Source organism: Sporichthyaceae bacterium (genome assembly GCA_036493475.1).
GTDB lineage: Bacteria > Actinomycetota > Actinomycetes > Sporichthyales > Sporichthyaceae > DASQPJ01.
Genome location: DASXPS010000032.1, coordinates 26625 through 46195 on the forward strand (window position 1 = coordinate 26625; position 19571 = coordinate 46195).

At 71.0% G+C, this 19571-nt stretch carries 19 protein-coding genes; 14 read left to right on the forward strand and 5 right to left on the reverse strand.

Annotation, left to right across the window (positions count from 1 at the left end; translation table 11 throughout):
• Positions 1-32 precede the first annotated feature (32 nt).
• The 3 genes from VGJ14_03870 to VGJ14_03880 form a co-directional block, all read right to left on the reverse strand.
• Positions 33-1220 carry a thiolase family protein gene (locus tag VGJ14_03870; protein HEY2831537.1) on the reverse strand — a complete coding sequence of 396 codons (1188 nt, stop codon included), beginning with the start codon at positions 1218-1220 and terminating at the stop codon, positions 33-35.
• A complete protein-coding gene (locus VGJ14_03875; GenBank protein ID HEY2831538.1) occupies positions 1217-1630 on the reverse strand; it encodes an OB-fold domain-containing protein in 414 nt (137 codons plus the stop codon). Before VGJ14_03875 ends, VGJ14_03870 begins: the two co-directional genes overlap by 4 nt.
• Positions 1631-1745: 115 nt before the next feature.
• Positions 1746-2504 carry an FCD domain-containing protein gene (locus VGJ14_03880; GenBank protein HEY2831539.1) on the reverse strand — a complete coding sequence of 253 codons (759 nt, stop codon included), beginning with the start codon at positions 2502-2504 and terminating at the stop codon, positions 1746-1748.
• Between the two features lie 53 nt (positions 2505-2557).
• Between VGJ14_03880 and VGJ14_03885 the strand changes: the two genes are divergently transcribed.
• Positions 2558-3649 carry an acyl-CoA dehydrogenase family protein gene (locus VGJ14_03885; protein ID HEY2831540.1) on the forward strand — a complete coding sequence of 364 codons (1092 nt, stop codon included), beginning with the start codon at positions 2558-2560 and terminating at the stop codon, positions 3647-3649.
• 154 nt (positions 3650-3803) lie between these two features.
• Here VGJ14_03885 and VGJ14_03890 read toward each other — a convergent pair whose 3' ends face one another.
• The gene (locus VGJ14_03890) at positions 3804-3998 is read right to left on the reverse strand and encodes a ferredoxin (GenBank protein ID HEY2831541.1); all 195 of its coding nucleotides are present in this window, start codon (positions 3996-3998) and stop codon (positions 3804-3806) included.
• A gap of 259 nt (positions 3999-4257) precedes the next feature.
• Here VGJ14_03890 and VGJ14_03895 point away from each other — a divergent pair, with 259 nt between their 5' ends.
• Genes VGJ14_03895 through VGJ14_03950 form a run of 12 tightly spaced genes read left to right on the forward strand, consistent with a single transcriptional unit; the run spans position 4258 to position 17771 of the window.
• Entirely contained in the window at positions 4258-5403 is a 1146-nt protein-coding gene (locus tag VGJ14_03895; protein ID HEY2831542.1) for an amidohydrolase family protein, read from the forward strand.
• Complete coding sequence (locus VGJ14_03900; GenBank protein ID HEY2831543.1) at positions 5403-5633, forward strand: hypothetical protein; 231 nt, start codon at positions 5403-5405, stop codon at positions 5631-5633. Before VGJ14_03895 ends, VGJ14_03900 begins: the two co-directional genes overlap by 1 nt.
• The gene (locus VGJ14_03905; protein ID HEY2831544.1) at positions 5630-6823 is read left to right on the forward strand and encodes a cytochrome P450; all 1194 of its coding nucleotides are present in this window, start codon (positions 5630-5632) and stop codon (positions 6821-6823) included. The genes VGJ14_03900 and VGJ14_03905 overlap by 4 nt, the downstream gene beginning before the upstream one ends.
• On the forward strand, positions 6820-8016 hold the full coding sequence (locus tag VGJ14_03910; GenBank protein ID HEY2831545.1) for an acyl-CoA dehydrogenase family protein: 1197 nt from the start codon (positions 6820-6822) through the stop codon (positions 8014-8016). Before VGJ14_03905 ends, VGJ14_03910 begins: the two co-directional genes overlap by 4 nt.
• The gene (locus tag VGJ14_03915; protein ID HEY2831546.1) at positions 8013-9155 is read left to right on the forward strand and encodes an acyl-CoA dehydrogenase family protein; all 1143 of its coding nucleotides are present in this window, start codon (positions 8013-8015) and stop codon (positions 9153-9155) included. Before VGJ14_03910 ends, VGJ14_03915 begins: the two co-directional genes overlap by 4 nt.
• A 2-nt stretch (positions 9156-9157) precedes the next feature.
• Complete coding sequence (locus tag VGJ14_03920) at positions 9158-10591, forward strand: aldehyde dehydrogenase family protein (protein ID HEY2831547.1); 1434 nt, start codon at positions 9158-9160, stop codon at positions 10589-10591.
• Positions 10588-11796: an acyl-CoA dehydrogenase family protein gene (locus VGJ14_03925; protein HEY2831548.1), complete on the forward strand. Its 1209-nt coding sequence runs from the start codon at positions 10588-10590 to the stop codon at positions 11794-11796. Before VGJ14_03920 ends, VGJ14_03925 begins: the two co-directional genes overlap by 4 nt.
• The gene (locus VGJ14_03930; GenBank protein HEY2831549.1) at positions 11793-12569 is read left to right on the forward strand and encodes an enoyl-CoA hydratase/isomerase family protein; all 777 of its coding nucleotides are present in this window, start codon (positions 11793-11795) and stop codon (positions 12567-12569) included. The genes VGJ14_03925 and VGJ14_03930 overlap by 4 nt, the downstream gene beginning before the upstream one ends.
• Positions 12566-13402, forward strand: a complete 837-nt coding sequence (locus tag VGJ14_03935) for a mycofactocin-coupled SDR family oxidoreductase (protein HEY2831550.1) — start codon at positions 12566-12568, stop codon at positions 13400-13402. Before VGJ14_03930 ends, VGJ14_03935 begins: the two co-directional genes overlap by 4 nt.
• A gap of 54 nt (positions 13403-13456) precedes the next feature.
• On the forward strand, positions 13457-14734 hold the full coding sequence (locus VGJ14_03940) for a MaoC family dehydratase N-terminal domain-containing protein (protein HEY2831551.1): 1278 nt from the start codon (positions 13457-13459) through the stop codon (positions 14732-14734).
• Positions 14722-16230, forward strand: a complete 1509-nt coding sequence (locus tag VGJ14_03945; protein ID HEY2831552.1) for an aldehyde dehydrogenase family protein — start codon at positions 14722-14724, stop codon at positions 16228-16230. Before VGJ14_03940 ends, VGJ14_03945 begins: the two co-directional genes overlap by 13 nt.
• Positions 16227-17771 carry a class I adenylate-forming enzyme family protein gene (locus VGJ14_03950; protein ID HEY2831553.1) on the forward strand — a complete coding sequence of 515 codons (1545 nt, stop codon included), beginning with the start codon at positions 16227-16229 and terminating at the stop codon, positions 17769-17771. The genes VGJ14_03945 and VGJ14_03950 overlap by 4 nt, the downstream gene beginning before the upstream one ends.
• Before the next feature lie 14 nt (positions 17772-17785).
• Here VGJ14_03950 and VGJ14_03955 read toward each other — a convergent pair whose 3' ends face one another.
• A complete protein-coding gene (locus tag VGJ14_03955) occupies positions 17786-18532 on the reverse strand; it encodes an FCD domain-containing protein (protein HEY2831554.1) in 747 nt (248 codons plus the stop codon).
• Between the two features lie 34 nt (positions 18533-18566).
• On the opposite strand from VGJ14_03955, the gene VGJ14_03960 reads away from it, so the two are divergent.
• The gene (locus VGJ14_03960; GenBank protein HEY2831555.1) at positions 18567-19562 is read left to right on the forward strand and encodes an LLM class flavin-dependent oxidoreductase; all 996 of its coding nucleotides are present in this window, start codon (positions 18567-18569) and stop codon (positions 19560-19562) included.
• Positions 19563-19571 lie beyond the last annotated feature (9 nt).

Here is a 19571-nt window from a genome sequence, read left to right on the forward strand (position 1 = left end):
ACGACGCAACGCAGCAAGCCTCAACTGACCGATCAGCGGTCGCGGGTGAGCAGCAGGGCGCCGGCGATGGGGCCGCCCCCGTTGCTCACCAGGGCCACCTCGGCGTCGCGCACCTGACGCGCGCCGGCGGCGTGCCGCAGCTGGGCGATGGCCTCCTGGATCAGCCCGTAACCGTGCAACCGTCCGCCGGAGAGCTGCCCGCCGTTGGTGTTCAGCGGGAGCCGTCCGTCCAGTGCGATGTTCGCGCCGCCCTCCAGGAACGGGCCGGCCTCGCCGTGGCCGCAGAAACCCAACGCCTCCAGCCAGACCAGCGCCAGAATGGAGAACCCGTCGTAGAGCTGGGCCACATCCACGTCGGTGGGGCGCAGGTCGGTGCGGCTCCACAGGTGGTCGGACGCACCCTGCGCGGCCATCGAGGTCAGATCTGCGTACTGGTCCCAGGACAACCGACCCCGTGCCGCGGTGCCCACCGCCTCGATGCGCACCGCTCCGTTCGGGGTGTTCGGTGCATGCGCGGCGGTGGACACGATCAGTGCGGTGCAGCCGTCCACCGGCACATCGCAGTCCAGGAGGCACAGCGGGGTGGAGATCATCCGCGCGGCCAGGTATGCCTCGAGGCTCAGCGGGGCGGTGAACACTGCTGCCTCGGGGTCCAGCGCGGCGTGCCGGCGGAAGGTCACTGGCAGCTGGCCGAGTTGCTCGCGGGTGGTGCCGAACTCGTGCATGTGTCGCATCGCCACCGGGGCCAGCCAGTTCACCGGCGAAGTGCCACCGAACGGCGCGCTCCACACGCCGTAGCTGTGGGCGCGTTCCGACCCCAGCACCGCAGCGCGTCCGCCGCTGCCCTGGGCAGAGGACTCGGTCACCGTCCGGTACACCAGCACGTGTCGGCACAGGCCGGTGGACACCGCCATCGCCGCGGCCACCACCGCCCCGAGTTGGCCGGGAAGCTCCGCACTGCCCTGAAACCACGTCAGATTCAGTCGCAGCGCGTCCTGTACCTCCTGCGGCGGTGGGCCCGCGTAGCCGAAGGTGACATCGGCCGAGCCGCCCGGGTAGGTGCAGATGCCGTCGATGTCGCCCCGGGCCAACCCGGCGTCGGCGATCGCAGCGCCCGCGGCGTCCACGGTGAGGTCCAGGGCGGAGCGTCCCAGCCGGCGGCCGATCGCGGAGCGCGCGACGCCGCTGATCACCGCGTCGTGTTCGAACTTGTCGCTCACGTCGCCTCCGGGACGAACACCGGGTAGTAGGCGTCATTGCGGTCAACGAAGGCGACCCGGACCTGCTGGCCGATACGCACCTCGTCGATCGGGCAGCCGACGACGTTCGTGGTCAGCCGCAGGCCGTCTTGCTCGGGGAACTCCACGATCGCGTAGACGTAGGGCTCCTGGCCCGGCGTCCACGGCTGCACGTTGATGGTGAACGTGTGCACGGTCGCGCGCCCGGACACCGGCTGCGGCGCGACGTTCGCCGACAGGCACTGTGGGCAGCGGGAGGACGGCGGATGCAGCCAGTACCCGCAGTCGCCGCAGCGCAGGAAGCGCAGCACGCCATCGGCACCGGACTGCCAGAAGAACCGGCCCAGCGGGTCGTCCGAGGGGGCCGGTCGGTGCAGCAGTGGATCCTGCATCAGGGTCGGAAGTCCGCGACGTTGAGGTACCCACCGGCGTCGATGCGCAGCTGGGCGCCGCCGGTGATCAGCGCGACCTTGCCCGATACTCGGCCGGTCCGAGCCTGCGTCATGCTCAGTCCATCAGGTCGAGCACGGACCGCGCGCCGGGTGCGGAGAGCAGGTGCGCGTCGCCTGCCTCCAGGTGACGGCGCCACAGCGATTCGGCACCGGCCACGTCCCGCGCGGCGATCAGGTCGATGAGCTTGCGGTGCGCGCGGTGCGCGACCTCCAGGCCCTCACGGGTGCTGGCCTCGGTGCCGTGCGCGGCGAGGAAGCGGTCGGCCTGCACCTGGATGATCCGGTTGGTTACCGAGGTGAGCACGTCGTAGGTCATGCACCCGGTGAGCTGCACCACCAAGTGGTGGAAACGCCCGTGCGCGCGGCTGGCCTGCGCCGGGTCGTCCATCGCCGCGGCCTCCTCGGCCAGCGCGCCGCGCAACACCGCGACGATCTCCGGGGTGCCGCGCTCGGCGAGCAGACCGGCGGCCGGCGCCTCGAGCATGACCCGCGCGTGATGCACGTCGGCGAGCGTCGCACCCTCGTACTGCAGCAGCAGCCCGATGTAGCGGGACACCATCGGCACCGCCGGGGTCCGGATGCGTGCCCCGCCGCCCGCGCCGCGGCGCACCACCAACAGCCCCTCGGACTCCAGGATGCGCAGCGCCTCCCGCACCGTGGTGCGCGCGACCCTCATCTCGGCCATCAACTGGTCCTCGGGCGGCAGCGGGTCGTCGGCCTCGAGTTCCCCGGTGACGATCTTGCGGCGCAGCGTGCGGGCGACGATCTCCGCGGCCTTGGGCAGCCGGATTGCCTCGAGCTTGGGGGTCGCCACGGCCGCTCCTCGGTGATTGGCGAAATAAATCGTAACAGGATTAGGCTATTTCCGTGTCGACCCCCGCTGAGGACCTGCGCGCCACGTTGACGACCCTGCCGGCGCAGCTGCGCCGCGGGTCCGACGCCTCGTTCGAGGAGGCCTTGGAGGCCCAGCGATGGCTGGCCTCGGTCGGCTGGGCCGCGCCCGGCTGGCCGGTCGAGCACGGTGGGCGCGGCCTCGGCGTCGGCGACCGGATTGCCTGCGACCGCGAGTTCTCCGCCGCCGACGTGCCGCTGCCCGCGGGCATTCTCGGCCTGGCCAACGTCGGCCCGGCGCTGATGGAGTTCGGTACCCCGGAGCAGCGCGCGAGCCTGCCGCGGATCCTGGACGGCAGCGAGATCTGGTGCCAGGGATTCAGTGAGCCGGATGCGGGCAGCGACCTGGCCGGGCTGCGCACCCGAGCCCGGCTCGACGACGATGACTTCGTGATCGACGGTCAGAAGGTGTGGACCTCGCACGGCATGTGGGCCACCCACTGCATGCTGCTCGCCCGCACCGACCCGAATGCGCCCAAGCACAAGGGCATTTCCGTGCTGCTGGTGCCGATGGACACCGCCGGCATCGAGCGACGGCCGATCCGGATGATCTCCGGTGACTCGGAGTTCGCCGAGGTGTTCTTCACCGACGTGCGGGTGCCGCGTTCGGCGCTGATGGGACCGTTGCACGGCGGTTGGGGCGTCACCGTGCGCACCCTGGTACACGAACGCACCGGCGTGCTGACCCGGGCTGCGGCGCTGGCGGACCGAGCGCGCCGGATTGCCGCCGGCAGCGGCGATCCGGCCCCGTTGGACCGCGACGAACTGGTGCGCCGCTACGTCGACGCACGAGTGCTCGGTCAGCTGGGTCGGGCGACGTTGGCCCGCGGTGAGGCGGGGGAGGAGACGTCCGGCCTGCAGACGCTGATCAAGCTGTCCTGGGGCATCACCGACCGCGCCCTGGCCGAGACCGCACTCGACCTCGGCGGCCTGCCCGCCGTCACCGGCCTGCGCGAGGACCTCGCCTACCGCTGGCTGTTCACCCGCTGCTCGACGATTGCCGCGGGCACTACCGAGGTGCTCAAGGACCTCGTCGCCGAACGCGTCCTCGGCCTGCCCCGCGCCTGAGGCGCGCTTCCGGCTTGCTCATTCATGAGCGCAGCGGTGACTGTCATACGCAGGGCGTCATTTCCGCGCCCGGTTTGTCCAGGTTCTGTGACGCCTCGGGTATGACAGAGCGCGCTCAGATCATGAATGAGCAACCGAGCGGCGCCCTCGTGCGTCAGTCGAAGAACACCGTGATGGCGCGCTCCGGGCACTCGCCGGCACCGCGAAACGCGGCCTCGGCAAGCTCCTCGGGGATCTCGAACTCGCCGCCGACGTTGTAGCCGTCGTCGTCGAGGGTGTACACCTCCGGCGCCGTGGCGAAGCAGCGGGCGTTGCCCTGGCAGACCGCCCGGTTGACCTTCACACGCACGACAAGCTCCTCACTTCGGGGCCATCCGGATCACGCCGTCGAGGCGGACGGTCTCGCCGTTGAAGTACGAGTTGGTGAGCATCTCCAACGCCAGGGAGGCGAACTCGGCGGGTCGCCCGGGCGCTTGGGGAACGGGACGCCGGCGCCCAGCGACGCCGCCACCCGGGGTCGTTCACCGGCCGCTCCCGTCTTGCCGTAGAAAGAATTCGTTATAAGATAAAGCGACCAAAGCGCCCGGAGCAATCACGAGGTGAGCCGAATGCCGCTGCGGGACGACATGCAGCTGATCTCGGTCGACGATCATCTGGTCGAGCCCCCGCACGTCTGGCAGGACCGTCTGCCCGCCGCGCTGCGCGACGCGGGCCCGCGCATCGTGCGCGAGGGCGGGCCGCAGGGCGCCACCGACGTGTGGGTCTACGAGGGCCGGCGCTACCCGCAGATCGGGCTGAACGCGGTGGCGGGACGCCCTCCGGAGGAGTTCGGCACCGAGCCGATGCGCTACTCCGACATGATCCCTGGCTGCTACGAGCCCGAGGCCCGGATCATCGACATGGACCTCGACGGCGTGCAGGCCGCGATCTGCTTCCCGTCGTTCCCGCGTTTCGCGGGCACGGTGTTCCTGCAGGCCGAGGACTTCAAGCTGGCGCTGCTCTGCGTGCAGGCCTGGAACGACTTCATGATCGACGAGTGGTGCGCGGCCGCAGCGGGGCGCTTCATTCCCATCGCGATCCTGCCGCTGTGGGACGTGGCGGCCTGCGTCGCGGAGATCCAGCGCACCGCGGCCAAGGGCGTCAAGGCGATCTCGTTCACCGAGAACCCGGTGCCGCTGGGCCTGCCGTCGTTCCATACCGACCACTGGGACCCAGTGTTCGCTGCCGCGCAGGAGGCGAACCTGCCGCTGTCGATGCACTTCGGCACCTCCGGCCAGGCGCCCACCACCGCGCCGGACGCCCCGTTCGCGGTGACGATCACTCTCTTCGGCTGCAATTCCATGTTCGCTGCCGCCGACCTGATCTTTTCGCCCGTCTTCCACAAGTTCCCGAACCTCAAGGTTTCCCTCGCCGAGGGCGGCATCGGGTGGGTGCCTTACCTGCTCGAGCGCGCGGACTACGTGTGGGACCGGCACCGCTGGTACCAGAACGTGAACCAGGATGTGCCACCCTCGGAGCTGTTCCGCCGGCATATCTGGGGCTGCTTCATCGACGACGTGCACGGGCTGAACAGCCGTTACGAGATCGGCATCGACCACATCACCTGGGAATGCGACTACCCGCACTCGGACTCCAACTGGCCGAACAGCCGCAAGCGGGCGATCGAGGTGTTTGCCGAGATCCCGGACGACGAGGTGCACCGGATGGTCGAGTGGAACAGTCGCGAGCTGTTCAACTTCCCGCGGGCCATCTGATGCCGCGGCCGGCGGAGAACGCCTCCGATTGGTCCGACCTCGACCTGCTCACCGTCGAGGAGGCCACCGAACGTCTCACCGCGGAAATCGCCGCCACCACCGAGGAACTGACCGGGCTGCCCGACGGTCCTGAGCGCTCGGCCGCCCAACATCGCCTCGGGCTGTTGGCGAAGGCCAAGGAGCGCGCCGCCCGCGGCGCAAGCCGCCCGCTCTATGGGGAGCAGACGTGACCGCCGCGCCTCCCGATCACGTGCCGGCCGAGTTGGTCCGGGACGTCGACCACGTGTTCGGCGCGGACTTTCTCGCCGACCCGTTCGCCGCGTTCCGCACCCTGCGCGACCAGCACGTGCTGTGGAGCCCACACCACGGCGGCTACTGGATCCTCACCCGCGCCGAGGACATCCGCGCCGCGCTGCAGCAGCCCGAGTTGTTCTCCTCGGTCGCCACCGGCATCCCGGCGCATGTCGCCCGCAAGGAGAAGTTGGCCCCGTTGGAGCTCGATCCGCCGGAGCACACCGCCTACCGACGGGTGATCGCGCCGTTGTTCGCGCCGAAGGCGGTGACCGTCCGTACCGCGGCGATCTCCGACACCTGCGTCGGTCTCATCGACGGGTTTTCCGACCGCGGGCGCGCGGAGTTCGTAACTGAGTTCGCCGAGCCGTTCCCCACCCGGATCTTCACCAACATCCTCGGTCTGCCGGCCGCCGAGGCGCCGCGTTTTGTGCAGTGGAACGCCAAACTGCTGCACAGTCAGGACCAGCCCGAGGTCCGCCGCGAGGCCGGTATCGAGATCAACGACTACCTGCGCGAACTGATCGCCGCCCGGCGCGCGGCCCCGCGTGACGACGTGGTCTCCGCGCTGCTCGGCGGCGAGATCGACGGCCGGCCGATCTGCGACGACGAGGTGCAGAACATCTGTTTCCTGCTGTTTGTGGCCGGGTTGGACACCGTCACCGCGGCATTGACCTGGTGCTTCCACTTCCTCGCGCAGAATTCCGACCACCGGCGGCAGCTCGTCGCCGACCCGGCGATCCTGCCCGGCGCGGTGGAGGAACTGCTGCGGGTGCACTCGTTCATCAACCCCGCCCGCACCGTCACCCGAGACCTGGAGTTCGCGGGGGTGTCGATGCGCAAGGGCGAACGGATCCTGCTGTCCACGGTGTTGGCCGCGCAGGATCCCGAGGAGTTCCCGGACGAGGCGCAGGTGCGCTTCAACCGTACCGCCAACCGGCATCTGGCTTTCGGGGCCGGGCCGCACCGCTGCGCGGGGTCGCATTTGGCGCGTGACGAGATCGGTACCGCGCTCGCGCAATGGCACGCCCGCATCCCGGACTACGCGATTGCTGAGGGCGCTGAGCTCTCCATTCACGCGGGCGGTGCCATGGGCATCGACCGCCTGCCCCTGGTGTGGTCGGCATGACCGATCGCCCGGACCGCAACGGTCTGTCCGCGGACGAGCTCGCCGCCGAACTGCGCGTGTTCCTCGCCGAGCACCACCCTGGCCGCACCCCGCCGGCCACAGTCCCGACGGCGGCCGCGGAACGCCTCGCGTTCCAGCGCACTTGGCAGGCCACGCTATTCGATCATGGCTGGGCCGCGCCCGGCTGGCCGCGGCGCTGGGGCGGCATGGGGCTGCCGCTGCGGCTGCAGGCCGTGCACCACCGGGAGATGGCGCTGGCCCGGACCCCGGTGGCGCCGTCCCGCATCGGCTACATCGTCGGGCCCTCGCTGCTCGCCTACGGCACCGAGGCGCAACTGGAACGCTTCCTGCGGCCACTGATCCGCACCGACGAGCTGTGGTGCCAGGGATTCTCCGAACCCGACGCGGGATCTGACCTGGCGTCACTGCGAACCAGAGCTGTGCTCGACGGCGACGTTTACCGGGTAACCGGACGCAAGGTGTGGACCTCCGGTGCGCAGTTCGCGGACTGGATGCTGTGTCTGGCCCGCACCGGACCGGCCGGTTCCGGGGCGGCGGGCATCACCGCGCTGGCACTGGACATGCACGCGCCCGGCGTCAACGCTCGCCCGCTGCGGGACATGACCGGCGGCGCGCACTTCGCCGAGGTGGAACTCGACGACGTGCGGGTACCCGTTGCGTACCGGGTCGGTGATGAGAACGCCGGTTGGGCGGTTGCCCGCGCCACGTTGGGCCACGAACGGTCCACCTCGCTGGCCTCGGCCGGCATGCGCTATCGCCGGGTGACCGGTGACCTGTTGGAGCTCGCGCAACGCCGCGGCCGCACGGACGACCCTTACGACCGCGATGCCCTGGCCCGTGCGGTGACCGATGCCCGGCTGTTGGAGTGGAGCGGGCAGCGGGTGCTCGGCCGGGTGTTGGAGGGTGGCGAGCCCGGGCCGTTGGCCTCGGTGATCCGGCTGCAGCACGCTCTGTTCGAGCAGGGGCTGCACGAACTGGCCACCGACCTGCTCGGCCCGCACGCCGCGCTGGCCGCGTCCGAGGCACACCTGGCCGCGGGCGGCAAGCAGGACGGCGCCTGGCTGCGCGGCTTCCTGCGCACCCGGGCCAGCACGATCGGGGCGGGCACCGCCGAGATCCAACGCACCACCATTGCCGACAAGGTTCTCGGGCTTCGGGAGGTAGGACGATGAGCGCCGTCGACGTTGAGAGCAGCGCGATGTTCGTGTTCAGCGACGAGCAGAACGCGCTGCGCGCCACCGTGCGCCGCTTCCTCGCCGAGCGGTCGCCGGAGACCGAGGTGCGTCGGCTGATGGAGACCGAAACCGGGTATGACACCGCGGTCTGGCAGCTGATGGCGGGTCAGCTCGGCCTGCAGGGCCTGGCGCTGCCGGAGAAGTTCGGCGGGTCCGGGTTCGGCTTCGTGGACCTGCAGATCGTGCTGGAGGAGATGGGTCGCGCGCTGCTGTGCGCGCCGTTCCTGTCCGGCGTGGTACTCGCCGCCAACGCGGTGCTGCTCTCCGGCGACGAGGCAGCCTGCGCGCAGTACCTGCCGGGCATCGCGGAGGGCGGCACGATCGCCGCGCTGGCGGTCACCGAGGCCTCGGGCAGCTGGCGCGCCGGCGACGTCACTACCGCGGCCACCGCGGTCGTCGGCGGCTACGCACTGAGCGGGGAGAAACTATTCGTGCCCGACGGGCACGTCGCCGACCTGTTGTTCGTGCTGGCGCGCACCGCGGTCGGTCCGTCGCTGTTCGCCGTCGACCCCGCGGCGGGCGGCGTCACCCGCGAGCCGATGGGCACCCTGGACGCCACCCGCAAGCAGTCCCGCCTGACCTTCGACGGGGCCCGGGCACGCCTCATCGGCGAGGACGGCGGCGCCGAGCGCCCGCTGTCCCAGACGTTGGACCTGGCCGCCGCCGCGTTGGCCGCCGAGCAGGCCGGCGGTGCCCGCCGGGTGCTGGAGATGGCCGTCGAATACGCCAAGGTGCGCGAGCAGTTCGGCCGGCCCATCGGCTCCTTCCAGGCCATCAAGCACAAGTGCGCGGACATGCTGCTCGCGGTGGAGTCGGCGACCTCCGCGGCCTACGCGGTGGGTTGGGCCATCGACGAGGGCAGCGACGAGGTCGGGGTGCTGGCCAGCCTGGCGAAGGCGTTCTGCTCGGAGGCCTACACGCACTGCACCGCGGAGAACATCCAGATCCATGGCGGCATCGGGTTCACCTGGGAGCACCCCGCGCACCTGTACTTCAAGCGGGCGAAAAGCACGGAGATCCTGTTCGGCAACCCGCGCTATCACCGCGCCCTGCTCGCCGACCGGCTCGGCATCTGAGGATGGACGCCACCGCCGCGCGGGCGCTACTGCCGGGCAGCACGTGTTGGGTCGGTGGTGGCCTCGTGGAGGGCACCGGGCAGAGCCGCACCTACGTGCACCCCGGCGACGGCAGCGTCACCGGCGAGTCCCGCCTCGCCGGGCCGGACCAGGTGGAACACGCGATCGCGGCCGCGCGCAAGGCGCAACCGGACTGGGCGGCCAACGCCGCCACCCGCCGGGACGCACTGTTCGGCGCGGCGCTGACGATCCGTCAGCATGCCGACGAGCTGGCCGCGCTCACCACGCTGGAGATGGGCATGCCGCTGCGTGCGGCGAAGGCGGGCGTGCTGCACGCGGCGGAGTGGTTCGCGCACTACGCGGGCTGGGCGGACAAGCTCGGGGGTGCGGTTGCCCCGGTGGGCGGTGAGGTACTCGACTACACCGTGCCGTCGCCGCACGGGGTGGTCGGCGCGATCATCCCGTGGAACGGACCGGTGATCGCCGCGGCGCTCAAGCTCGCGCCGGCGCTCGCGGCGGGCAACGCCGTGGTGCTCAAGCCATCCGAGCTCGCGCCGTTCGCCGCGGTGCGCCTGGCGCAGTTGCTCGATCTGCCCGACGGTGTGCTCGGCGTGCTGGGTGGTGCCGGTGATGTCGGCGCCGCTCTGGTCGACTCGGTCGACATGGTCAGCTTCACCGGCGGGGAGACCGCGGGCCGCGCAGTGTCCGTCGCCGCCGCCACGCAGTTCATTCCGTGCGTGTTGGAACTGGGCGGCAAGTCCGCATCGGTGGTCTTCGATGACGCCGACCCGGCACGGGTCGGCAAGCTGGGTGTGCTCCTCGGCGCGGTGCAGAACAGCGGCCAGGGCTGCTTCCTGCCCACCCGCTTGCTGGTCCATCGCGGCATCTATGACGCCGTGCTCGAAGCCGCGGTGGCCGCCGCGGGCAGCGTGCGCCTCGGCGACCCGTACGACCGGGCCACCGGGATGGGCCCGGTCGTCGACATCGCGGCGGCCAACCGCATCCTCGCCGTGATCGAGCAGGCGCAGGGAAATGCCGAGGGCCGCCTGGTCGCGGGTGGGGGGCGCGGACCGGGCGAGGCCTACGTGCAGCCCACCGTGTTCGCCGACGTCGACCCGGCCAGTTCCCTGGCCCAAAAAGAAATCTTCGGCCCTGTGTTGGCCGTCACGCCGTTCGACTCCGAGGACGAGGCGGTGGAGATCGCCAACGGCACCCGCTACGGGCTGGCCGGATACGTGTGGACCGCCGACGTCGCCCGCGCCCATCGCGTGGCCGGTCGCCTGGACGCCGGGTACGTGTCGGTGAATGGCCTGGCGGGGCTGCCGCCCGCCGCACCGTTCGGCGGCTGGAAGGCCAGCGGCCGCGGCACCGAGGGAGGACCGCAGGGCCTCCGCGAGTTCCTCAAGGTCAAGAACATTCACGTGGGTCTCGCATGACTCCCGACGAGTTCGAGGCCGAGGTCGTCGAATTCCTCTCCGCTCGGGTGTCCCGGCGCGGCCCGGTGTCCACCGAGTGGGGGCACGGCGAAGAAGGTCTCGCGCTGTTCCACGAGACCACCGACGCGCAGGAACGTGCCGAGGCCAACGCCGCGCTGGCCTGGCAACGGGAGCGCTGGGCCGGCGGCTTCGGCTGGATCACCGGACCTGTCGCCCACGGCGGCGCCGGGCTGCCGGTGTTCTACGACCGGCTCTACCGCACGCTCGAGGCGCAGTTCGACATCCCCGACATGAGCCCGCTGCGCATCGGCCTCGGGACGCTGAGCCACGCCCTGCTCAGCAACGGCACCGACGACCAACTCGCCGCGCACGCCCTGCCGCTGCACCGCGGCGAAACCATCGGCTGCCAGTTGTTCTCCGAACCGGACGCCGGGTCAGACCTCGCCGGCGTGCGCACCCGCGGTGTCCGGGACGGCAACACCTGGCGCATCGACGGACAGAAGGTGTGGACCTCCAACGCCACCTTCGCCGACCTCGGCCTGGCGTTGGTGCGTACCGACCCGGACGCCCCCAAGCACCGCGGCATGACCATGTTCCTGATGCCGATGAACACCCCCGGGGTCGAGGTCCGGCCGTTGCGCCAACTCACCGGCGGCGCCAGCTTCTGCGAAACCTTCCTCACCGACGTGGTGCTCGACGACGCGCTGCGTCTGGGCGACGAGGGCGCCGGCTGGGCCGTCGCCACCGCCGCACTCGCCGGCGAACGCAGGGCGGTCGGTGATCGCTCGCACGAGGCCAACGCGCGCGCCATGGCACTGCTGCGCACCCTCGTGCAGCGCAACGGCCAGGCCGCCGACCCGGTGGTGCGCGACGCCTGGGCCGATCTGCACACCCGACTGCGGGTCGCGCGGTTCCAACAGCAACGCATGCAGGCGCTGCCCGAGGAGTCGATGTCCGGCGCGGAACGGGCGATGGACAAGGTACTGCTGGCGAGTAATCAGAAGCGCATCGGTGACCTGGCCGCGCAACTGCTGGGCCCGGCGTTCGTCGCGGACACCGGGGACTGGGGCACGTTCAATTGGAACCGCTGGCTGATGGGCAGTATGGGCTACCGCATCGCCGGCGGCACCGAGGAAATCCTCAAGACCATGCTCGCCGAGCGCGTGCTGGGGCTGCCCCGTGAACCGAAGGAGACCAAACGGTGAGCGAGTACAACACCGTGCTGTTCGCCCTCGCCGAGGGCGTCGCGACCATCACACTGAACCGACCCGAGGTGCTCAACAGTTTCAACCAGCAGATGCTCGATGAGTTCTGCGACATCTGGAAGCGATGCCGGGTCGACGACGAGGTGCGGGTCATCGTGCTGCGCGCCGCGGGCGGCCGCGCGTTCTCCACCGGCGTGGACCGCAAGGCCGGGCGCACCCGCCACCCCAACCCGTGGAGCGCGGATGACCCCGGCTTCTTCCTCGGTGCCAAGCAGAACCGGGTGTGGAAGCCGCTGATCTGCGCGGTCAACGGCATGTGCGCAGGCGGGGCGTTCTACTGGATCAACGAGGCCGACGTGGTGATCTGCTCGGCCGACGCCACCTTCTTCGACCCGCACACCACTTACGGCATGCTCTCCGCGCTGGAGCCCGCCGGGCTGGCCCGGCGCATCCCGCTGGGCGAGGCGATGCGCATCGCATTGTTCGGCCTCGACGAACGCATGGGCGCCGAACGGGCGTACTCCATCGGCCTGGTCAGCGAGATCGTCGTCGGTGGTGAGGCGGAGCTGTGGAACCGCGCGCAGGTGCTGGCGGAACGGCTCGCCGAGAAACCACCGCTGGCCATCCAGGGCACGGTGAAGGCGGTGTGGGACTCGCTGTCCATGTCTCCGCACGCTGCCCGCGAGGTGCCGCTGGTGTACCCGCAGTTGTCGAATCCGTTGTCCCAGACAGATTTCACGCCCGGCAAGGGCGGGGAACCGGAGATCCGATGAGCGGACGGTTGGCGGGCAAGGTCGCATTCATCACCGGCGCGGCCCGCGGTCAGGGTCGCAGTCACGCGCTCACGCTGGCCAAGGAGGGTGCGGACATCATCGCCGTCGACCTGTGCGCCGACGTCGACACTGCGCCCTACCCGATGGCCACCGGAGAGGACCTCGCCGAGACGGTGCGATTGGTCGAGGCCACCGACCGGCGCATCGTCGCCGAACGTGCCGACGTGCGGGACCTGCCCGCGCTGCAGAAGGTGCTGGAGACCGGCGTCGGCGAACTCGGCCGGTTGGACATCGTGCTGGCCAACGCGGGCATCGCGCAGTACGCGCCCGCCGTCGACCTGACGGCGGATCAGTGGACCACGATGATCGACGTCAACCTCACCGGGGTGTTCTTCACCGTCAAGGCGGCGCTGCCGCACTTGATCGCCGGGGGCAACGGTGGCTCGATCGTGCTCACCAGCTCGGCGGCCGGGCTGCGCGGTATCGCCAACTGCGTGCACTACTGCGCGGCCAAGCACGGCCTGGTCGGCATGATGAAGGGCCTGGCGCTGGAACTCGGCCCGCACCGCATCCGGGTCAACACCGTGCACCCGACCACGGTGAACACCGACATGGTGCACAACGACTCGACCTACGAACTTTTCCTGCCCGGCAAGGACAACCCAACGACCGAGCAGTTCGCGCGCATCGCGCAACGGCTCAATGTGCTGCCCGAGCCGTGGGCGGAGCCGGCAGATGTCAGCGCCGCGATCGCCTTTCTGTGCTCGGACGAGGCCCGGTTGGTTACCGGGGTGAGCTTCCCGGTCGACGCGGGCATGGCTGTCCGCTGGTGAGTCGCCGCGAAATCGACTATATATAGAACGATTTATTTCGGCGAAGGAGCGCGCATGACGACGATGGAAATCCCCGGGTCGGTCGAGGCCGAGGACGAGGAGGCCTTCGGTCGGCTCACCGCCGCCGGCATCGAACGGTTCCGGGAGAAGATCGGCCTGGACTGGCCCTATGACCGCTGGACCACCTGGAACGAGCAGGCCGGCCGGGACGGCATCCGCCACTACGCGCATGGCTTCGGCGACGACAACCCGCTGTACACCGACCCCGAGCACGCCGCCCGCAGCCGCTGGGGTGCGGTGATCGCCCCGCCCGGCTTCCTGGAGGGCGCCGGGCTCACCCCGGAGATTCCCCGCCGCCCGCAGGACAAGGGCCGCGGCAAGGGCGCGCTGTCCGGCGTGCACATGTTCTGGGCCGGCGACGCCATCCGCTACTTTGCGCCGGTGCGCGAGGGCGACCGGCTGTGGGTGCGGCGGTTCTACGTCTCCATCGACGAGAAGGAATCCCGGTTCGGCGGGACGTCCGCGTACTCGGTGCGCCGCCGCGTCTACTGGAACGACGCGGGCGAACTCATCGCGATCTGGGACGCCAACTTCGTGCACACCGAACGGGACACCGCGGCCAAGCGCAACAAGACGCAGACCGAGCCGCCCGCTCAGCACATCTACACCGAGAACGAACTGGCCGAGGTGGACGCGCACTACGTCGCGGAGATCACCCGTGGCGCGGACCCGCGTTACGTCGAGGACGTCGTGGTGGACGAGGAACTGACGCCGCGTTACCGCGGTCCGATGGTCATCGGCGACATCATCGCCTGGCTGCAGGGCAACGGCCGGCACGAGATCTACCCGTACAAGCTCAATCACCGCAACCGCTCGCGGATGGGCGGGTTCTACTCGCGGAACTCCGACGGGGCCTGGGATTCCGCGATGCGAGTGCACTGGGATGACGAGTTCGCCCGCTCCGTGGGGGCGCGGCGCGCCTACGACTACGGCATGCTGCGCAACGCCTGGATGGCGCACGCGGTCACCGACTGGATGGGCGACGACGCCATCCTGGTCAGCTGCGACGACCGGATTACCGGGTTCAACACTCTCGGCGACCTGACCCGCATCACCGGATCGATCACCGAGGTGGACAGCACGGGGGATTGGCCCGAGGTCGGGGTCAGCGTGGCCTGCCACAACCAGTTCGACGAGCGCACCGCGCACGGCACGTTCCGGGTGCGGCTGCCCTCGCGGGAGCGCGGCCTGCCGGAGTTCCCTGCCGCGCCGGCCGACCATGGTTTGCTGCCCGGCATGCCGACCCCGATCAGCGGCCCGTGGGCGAACTGAGCACCCCGCCGACCCCGGCGCTGCCCTGTGCGGCCGCGGGGTTCGTCGACGGCGCTTGGGTTTGCGGGGACGCGGACGTCGAGCAGGTGCTCGACCCGGCGACGGGTGCGGTGCTCGGCGCGGTGCCGCACGCCACGCCCGCGCAGGTCGCGTCCGCGGTGGCCGCCGCGCGTCGGGCCGCGGACGGGGCGTGGGGTCGCGAGACGCCGGCCGGGCGCAGTGCGCTGCTGCGCCGACTGCTGGACACCCTTGCCGCCGAGGCCGACCGCATCCTCGAGGTGGTTGTCGCCGAGACCGGCTGCCCGGTTACCCTGGCCCGCGGTCAGCAGGTCGGGTTGCCGCTGCAGCACCTGGCGTACTGGGCGGACGCCGCGCTGCGCCCCGAACTCGACCCACGCCCGCCGGTCGTCACGACGCGCTCGGACGGCTCCGGCGTGGTCGGGAACTGGGTGGTGCGCCGCGAGCCGTACGGCGTGGTTGCCGCGATCACCCCGTACAACTTCCCGTTCTTGGAGAACGTGATGAAGCTCGGCCCGGCACTGGCCGCCGGGAACGCCGTGGTGCTCAAACCCTCGCCGTACACGCCGTTCTCGGGGCTGCTGCTCGCCGAGGCGTGGCAACGCGCGGACCTGCCGCCGGGTGTGCTGAACGTGGTCACCGGTGGCGCGGAGGTCGGCGTCCCGCTCACCTGCGACCCGGGGGTGGACCTGATCTCGTTCACCGGCGCGGATGCGGTCGGCGCCGCGATCCTCGCCGCTGCCGCACCGCGGCTGACCAAGGTGTTGCTCGAACTCGGCGGGAAATCCGCGCTGATCGTCCGCGCCGACGCCGACCTCGAACTCGCCGCGCGGCTGGGCGCGGCCGGCGTGACCACGCACGCGGGGCAGGGCTGTGTGCTGACAACCCGTCACCTGGTTTATCCATCGGTGCGCACCGAATACCTGGATCGAATGGCGACGCTGCTGAGCAAGGCCGTGGTCGGCGACCCACGCGACCCGGTCACCACCATGGGCCCGCTCATCCGCACCGTGGCCCGGGACCGGGTGGAGGATTATGTGGCCGGGGCGCTCGCGCAGGGCGCAAGGGTGGTGCACGGCGCCGCCCGTCCGGACAACCTGCCGGCTCATCTCGGCGGCGCCTACTACCTGCCGACCGTGTTAGCCGAGGTCGACAACACCTGGCCGGTGGCCCGCGAGGAGATCTTCGGCCCGGTCGCCGTGGTGATCGAGGTGGCCGACGACGACGAGGCCATCGAGGTCGCGAACGACTCGCCCTACGGCTTGGGCGGGCACATTGTCGGCCGGGACACGGCCGCCGCGTTCGCGATGGCCAACCGACTGCGGGTGGGCAGCGTCGACCTCAACGGCGGACCCGGCTGGACCAACCCCGCGGTGCCGTTCGGCGGCATGAAGCGCTCCGGGCTCGGCCGGGAGAACGGACCCGAGGGCCTGGACGAATACACCCAACTCAAGACGATCAAGTTTCCGGCCCGATGAGCGACCGTATCCCCGGCGGTTCGCTGGCGAAGCTGCTCGCTTGGCGCGCGGCGGAGAATCCCGACGCCGGCTTCGTGTTCGTCGAGGACGACGGCCCGTGGACCTATGGGCAATTGGCCGCGGCCGCGTCTCGCATCGCCACTCAGCTCACCGTCACCCCCGGCGACCGGGTGATCGTCCGCGTTGGAAACGACGAACGCTTTCTGCCCGCGCTGTGTGCGGTGTGGCTGCGCGCGGCCGCCGTCGTCCCCATGCACCCCGCAGCACCCGCGGCCGAGGTCACGCGGGTGGTCGAGGCACTGGACGTCAGCGCCGTCATCGCCGACCCCGACGACCCATGCCGCATCGAGGTCGCCGTCCCCGTCACCCCCTTCCCCCGCATCCCCCTCACCACCCCCGTTGCGTCCGAAGAAGTGGGGGTGCCCGGACCCTCTTCTTCGGACGCAAGGCAGGGGGTGGGGTCGCAGCCGGCGCTGGTATTGCTCACCTCGGGGACGACCGGTGCGCCGAAGGGTGTGGTGCTCACTCACGACAATGCCTGGTCCAATGTGCGCGCCACGGTTTCCGCGTTCCGCAGCGACACCACGCCGACCCCGCTCGCCGCCGAGGACAAGCCGCCGAACCTCATCGCGAACCCGCTCTCGCACACCGCGGGCGTGGTGCGGCTGATCTTCGCGCTCTACGTCGGGCGGCGCGTCGTGTTGCTGCGCAAGTTCGACGGCCGCACCACCAAACGACTACTGGACCGGCACGGCATCGACGCATTGACGTTGAACCCGACGATGCTGCGGATTCTGCTCGACGCCCTGGAACCCGGTGCGGACCTCGGCCGGGTGCGCTACGTCGGGTCGGGCACCGCGCCGTTGCCGCCCGCGCTGCGCGAGGAGTTCGAGGCGCGGTTCAAGGTGCCGGTGCTGCAGGCCTACGGGCAGACGGAGGCGTTCGGCGGCATCACGGTGGAGAGCGTCAAGGACGTGTTGGCCGGCCGCCGCCGGCCGGGCTCGGTGGGCCGCGCGCTGCCCGGCGTCGAACTGCGCATCGTCTGCGCCGACGGCTCCGCTGCCGCGCCCGGCGAGCAGGGCGAGATCCAGGCCCGCAGCAGATCCTGCACGGCCGGCTACCTCGGCGCGGAGCCCGGCGCCGGCCCGCTGGATGCCGACGGCTGGCTGCGCACCGGTGACCTCGGGCACCTCGACACCGACGGTTACCTCTACATCACCGGCCGGTTGAAAAACACCATCATTTGCGGCGGTTTCAACGTCATCCCCGAGGAGGTCGAGGCCGCCCTGGAGGAAGACCCACGGGTGCGCGAGGCGGTCGTGGTGCCGCTGCCCGACGACAAACTCGGCGAGATCCCGGTTGCCGTGGTGGAGGCCGACGCCACTCCCGCCGACGTGTTGGCCGCGGTGGCACCGCGGTTGGCGCCGTACAAGCGGCCGCGGCAGGTGTTCGTGGTGACGCAGCTACCCCGGGTGCCCAACGGCAAGGTGGACCGGCCCGCCGCGCAGGCGATGGCCAAGGGCGCGGCGAGCACGCTGTGACAGCTGACGGACGCTCAGATCTCCAGGTCGAGCACGCTGGCGGTGTCCACGGTGGCGGCCAGCCGGTTGTGGATGAACTCCAGGTGCTCCCGCCACACCCGAGCCGCCGCGGCGAAGTCGCCGGCTTCGATCAGGGTGACCACCTGGTCGTGCGCGTCCAGCGACTCCTTGGACCGCGACGGCTCCCGGGTGCGCACCCGCTGGTTCTCGAACCGCGCCGCGTGCGCATCGATGAGCTGCTGCACCAGTTCCTGGAACAGGGTCAGCGCGGGGCTGCCCGCCAACGCGACCAGTTCGGTGTGGAACCGGCCGCCGACGGCGCACAGCTGCGCGAAATCCAGGTCCTGTCGGGTCTGCGCCACCAGGTCGCGCAGCACCGCGATCTGCTCGGCGTTGGGCGGGCGGTGGGCCAGCTCGCTGATCGCCGCCGGCTCCAGCAGCAGCCGCGCGGTGTGTACGTCGTCCAGCGACGTGACGTGGAACATCAGCACGTTGCCCAGGTAGCGCCCGGCCACCTTCGCCGAGGGCCGGTTCACCCGGGTGCCGCCGCGCCGGCCGCGCTGCACGGTGACCAGCCGCTCCGTCTCCAGGATGCGCAGCGCCTGACGCAAGGTCGGCCGGGACACCTCCAGCTCGGCGGTCATCTCCGCCTCGGGCGGCAGCATCTCGCCCTCGGCGCGCGTGCCCAGCACGATCTCCCGGCGCAACTGCGCCGCGACGACCTCGGCCGCCTTGAGCACCACGGGCGCCGCATCGGTCATGCCGGCGATGGTAACCGCCCGGCGGGGTGCTGACATGCGCGTGTCCGTGCGTGTTCGCTACGCGGCACCCGCCGCCCTGGAACCGCTGCTGGTCGCCGCGGAAGACTTCGGCTACGACGGGTTCTGGATCAGCGAGCCGTGGGGCGTGGACGCGTTCGCGGTACTGGGCTGGTGCGCGGCCCGCACCCGTCGCATTCCGCTCGGCACGCACGTCGCATCGGTGTTCGCCCGCACCCCGGCGGCCACCGCGGCCGCGGCGGCCACCGTGGCGAGCTTGTCGGGGGGCCGGTTCCGGTTGGGGCTGGGCACGTCCGGGCCGAACGTGGTCGAGGGCTGGCATGGGGTGCCGTTCGACGCGCCGGTGGAGCGCACCCGGGACACCATCGCCGTGCTGCGGGCGGTGCTGTCCGGCGAGAAGGTGGCGCACGACGGGGCCACCGTTTCGGTGCCGCTGGGCGAGCGCCGTGCGTTGCGTACCGCGCTGGCCGATGAGGTGCCGCCGGTGCCGGTGTACCTGGGCGCGCTCGGACCGCGCAATCAGCGGCTCACCGCGGACGTGGCCGACGGCTGGACGCCGACCCCGTACTCACCCGACTTCGACGCGGGTTCGGCCGGACCGCTGCGGGAGCGCCTGGCCGGCAACGGGCGCACCGTCGCGGTGGCACCCACGTGTCCGGTGGCGATCGGCGCGGACCTGAGTGCGCTGTGGGAACTGGAGCGCGGCTGGTCCGCGCTGTACCTCGGCGGCATGGGCGAGTTCTACGCGACCGCGGCCCGGGCCATGGGGCAGGACGCGATGGTGGAGCGGATCCGCGAGCGCTGGGCGGCCGGTGACCGACGTGCCGCCAAGGCCGCGGTGGGCGACGACTACGCCGACGCCATCGGGCTTTTCGGGTCGGCCACCCGCATCGGCGAGCGGGCTGCACGCTACGTCGCGGCCGGGGTGGACGAGTTGGTGCTCGAACTGCGCAAGCCGGACCTCGAGGACCAGCTCGCCGACCTGCGTGCGGTGCGGGAGGCGTTGTCGTGACGAGGAGGT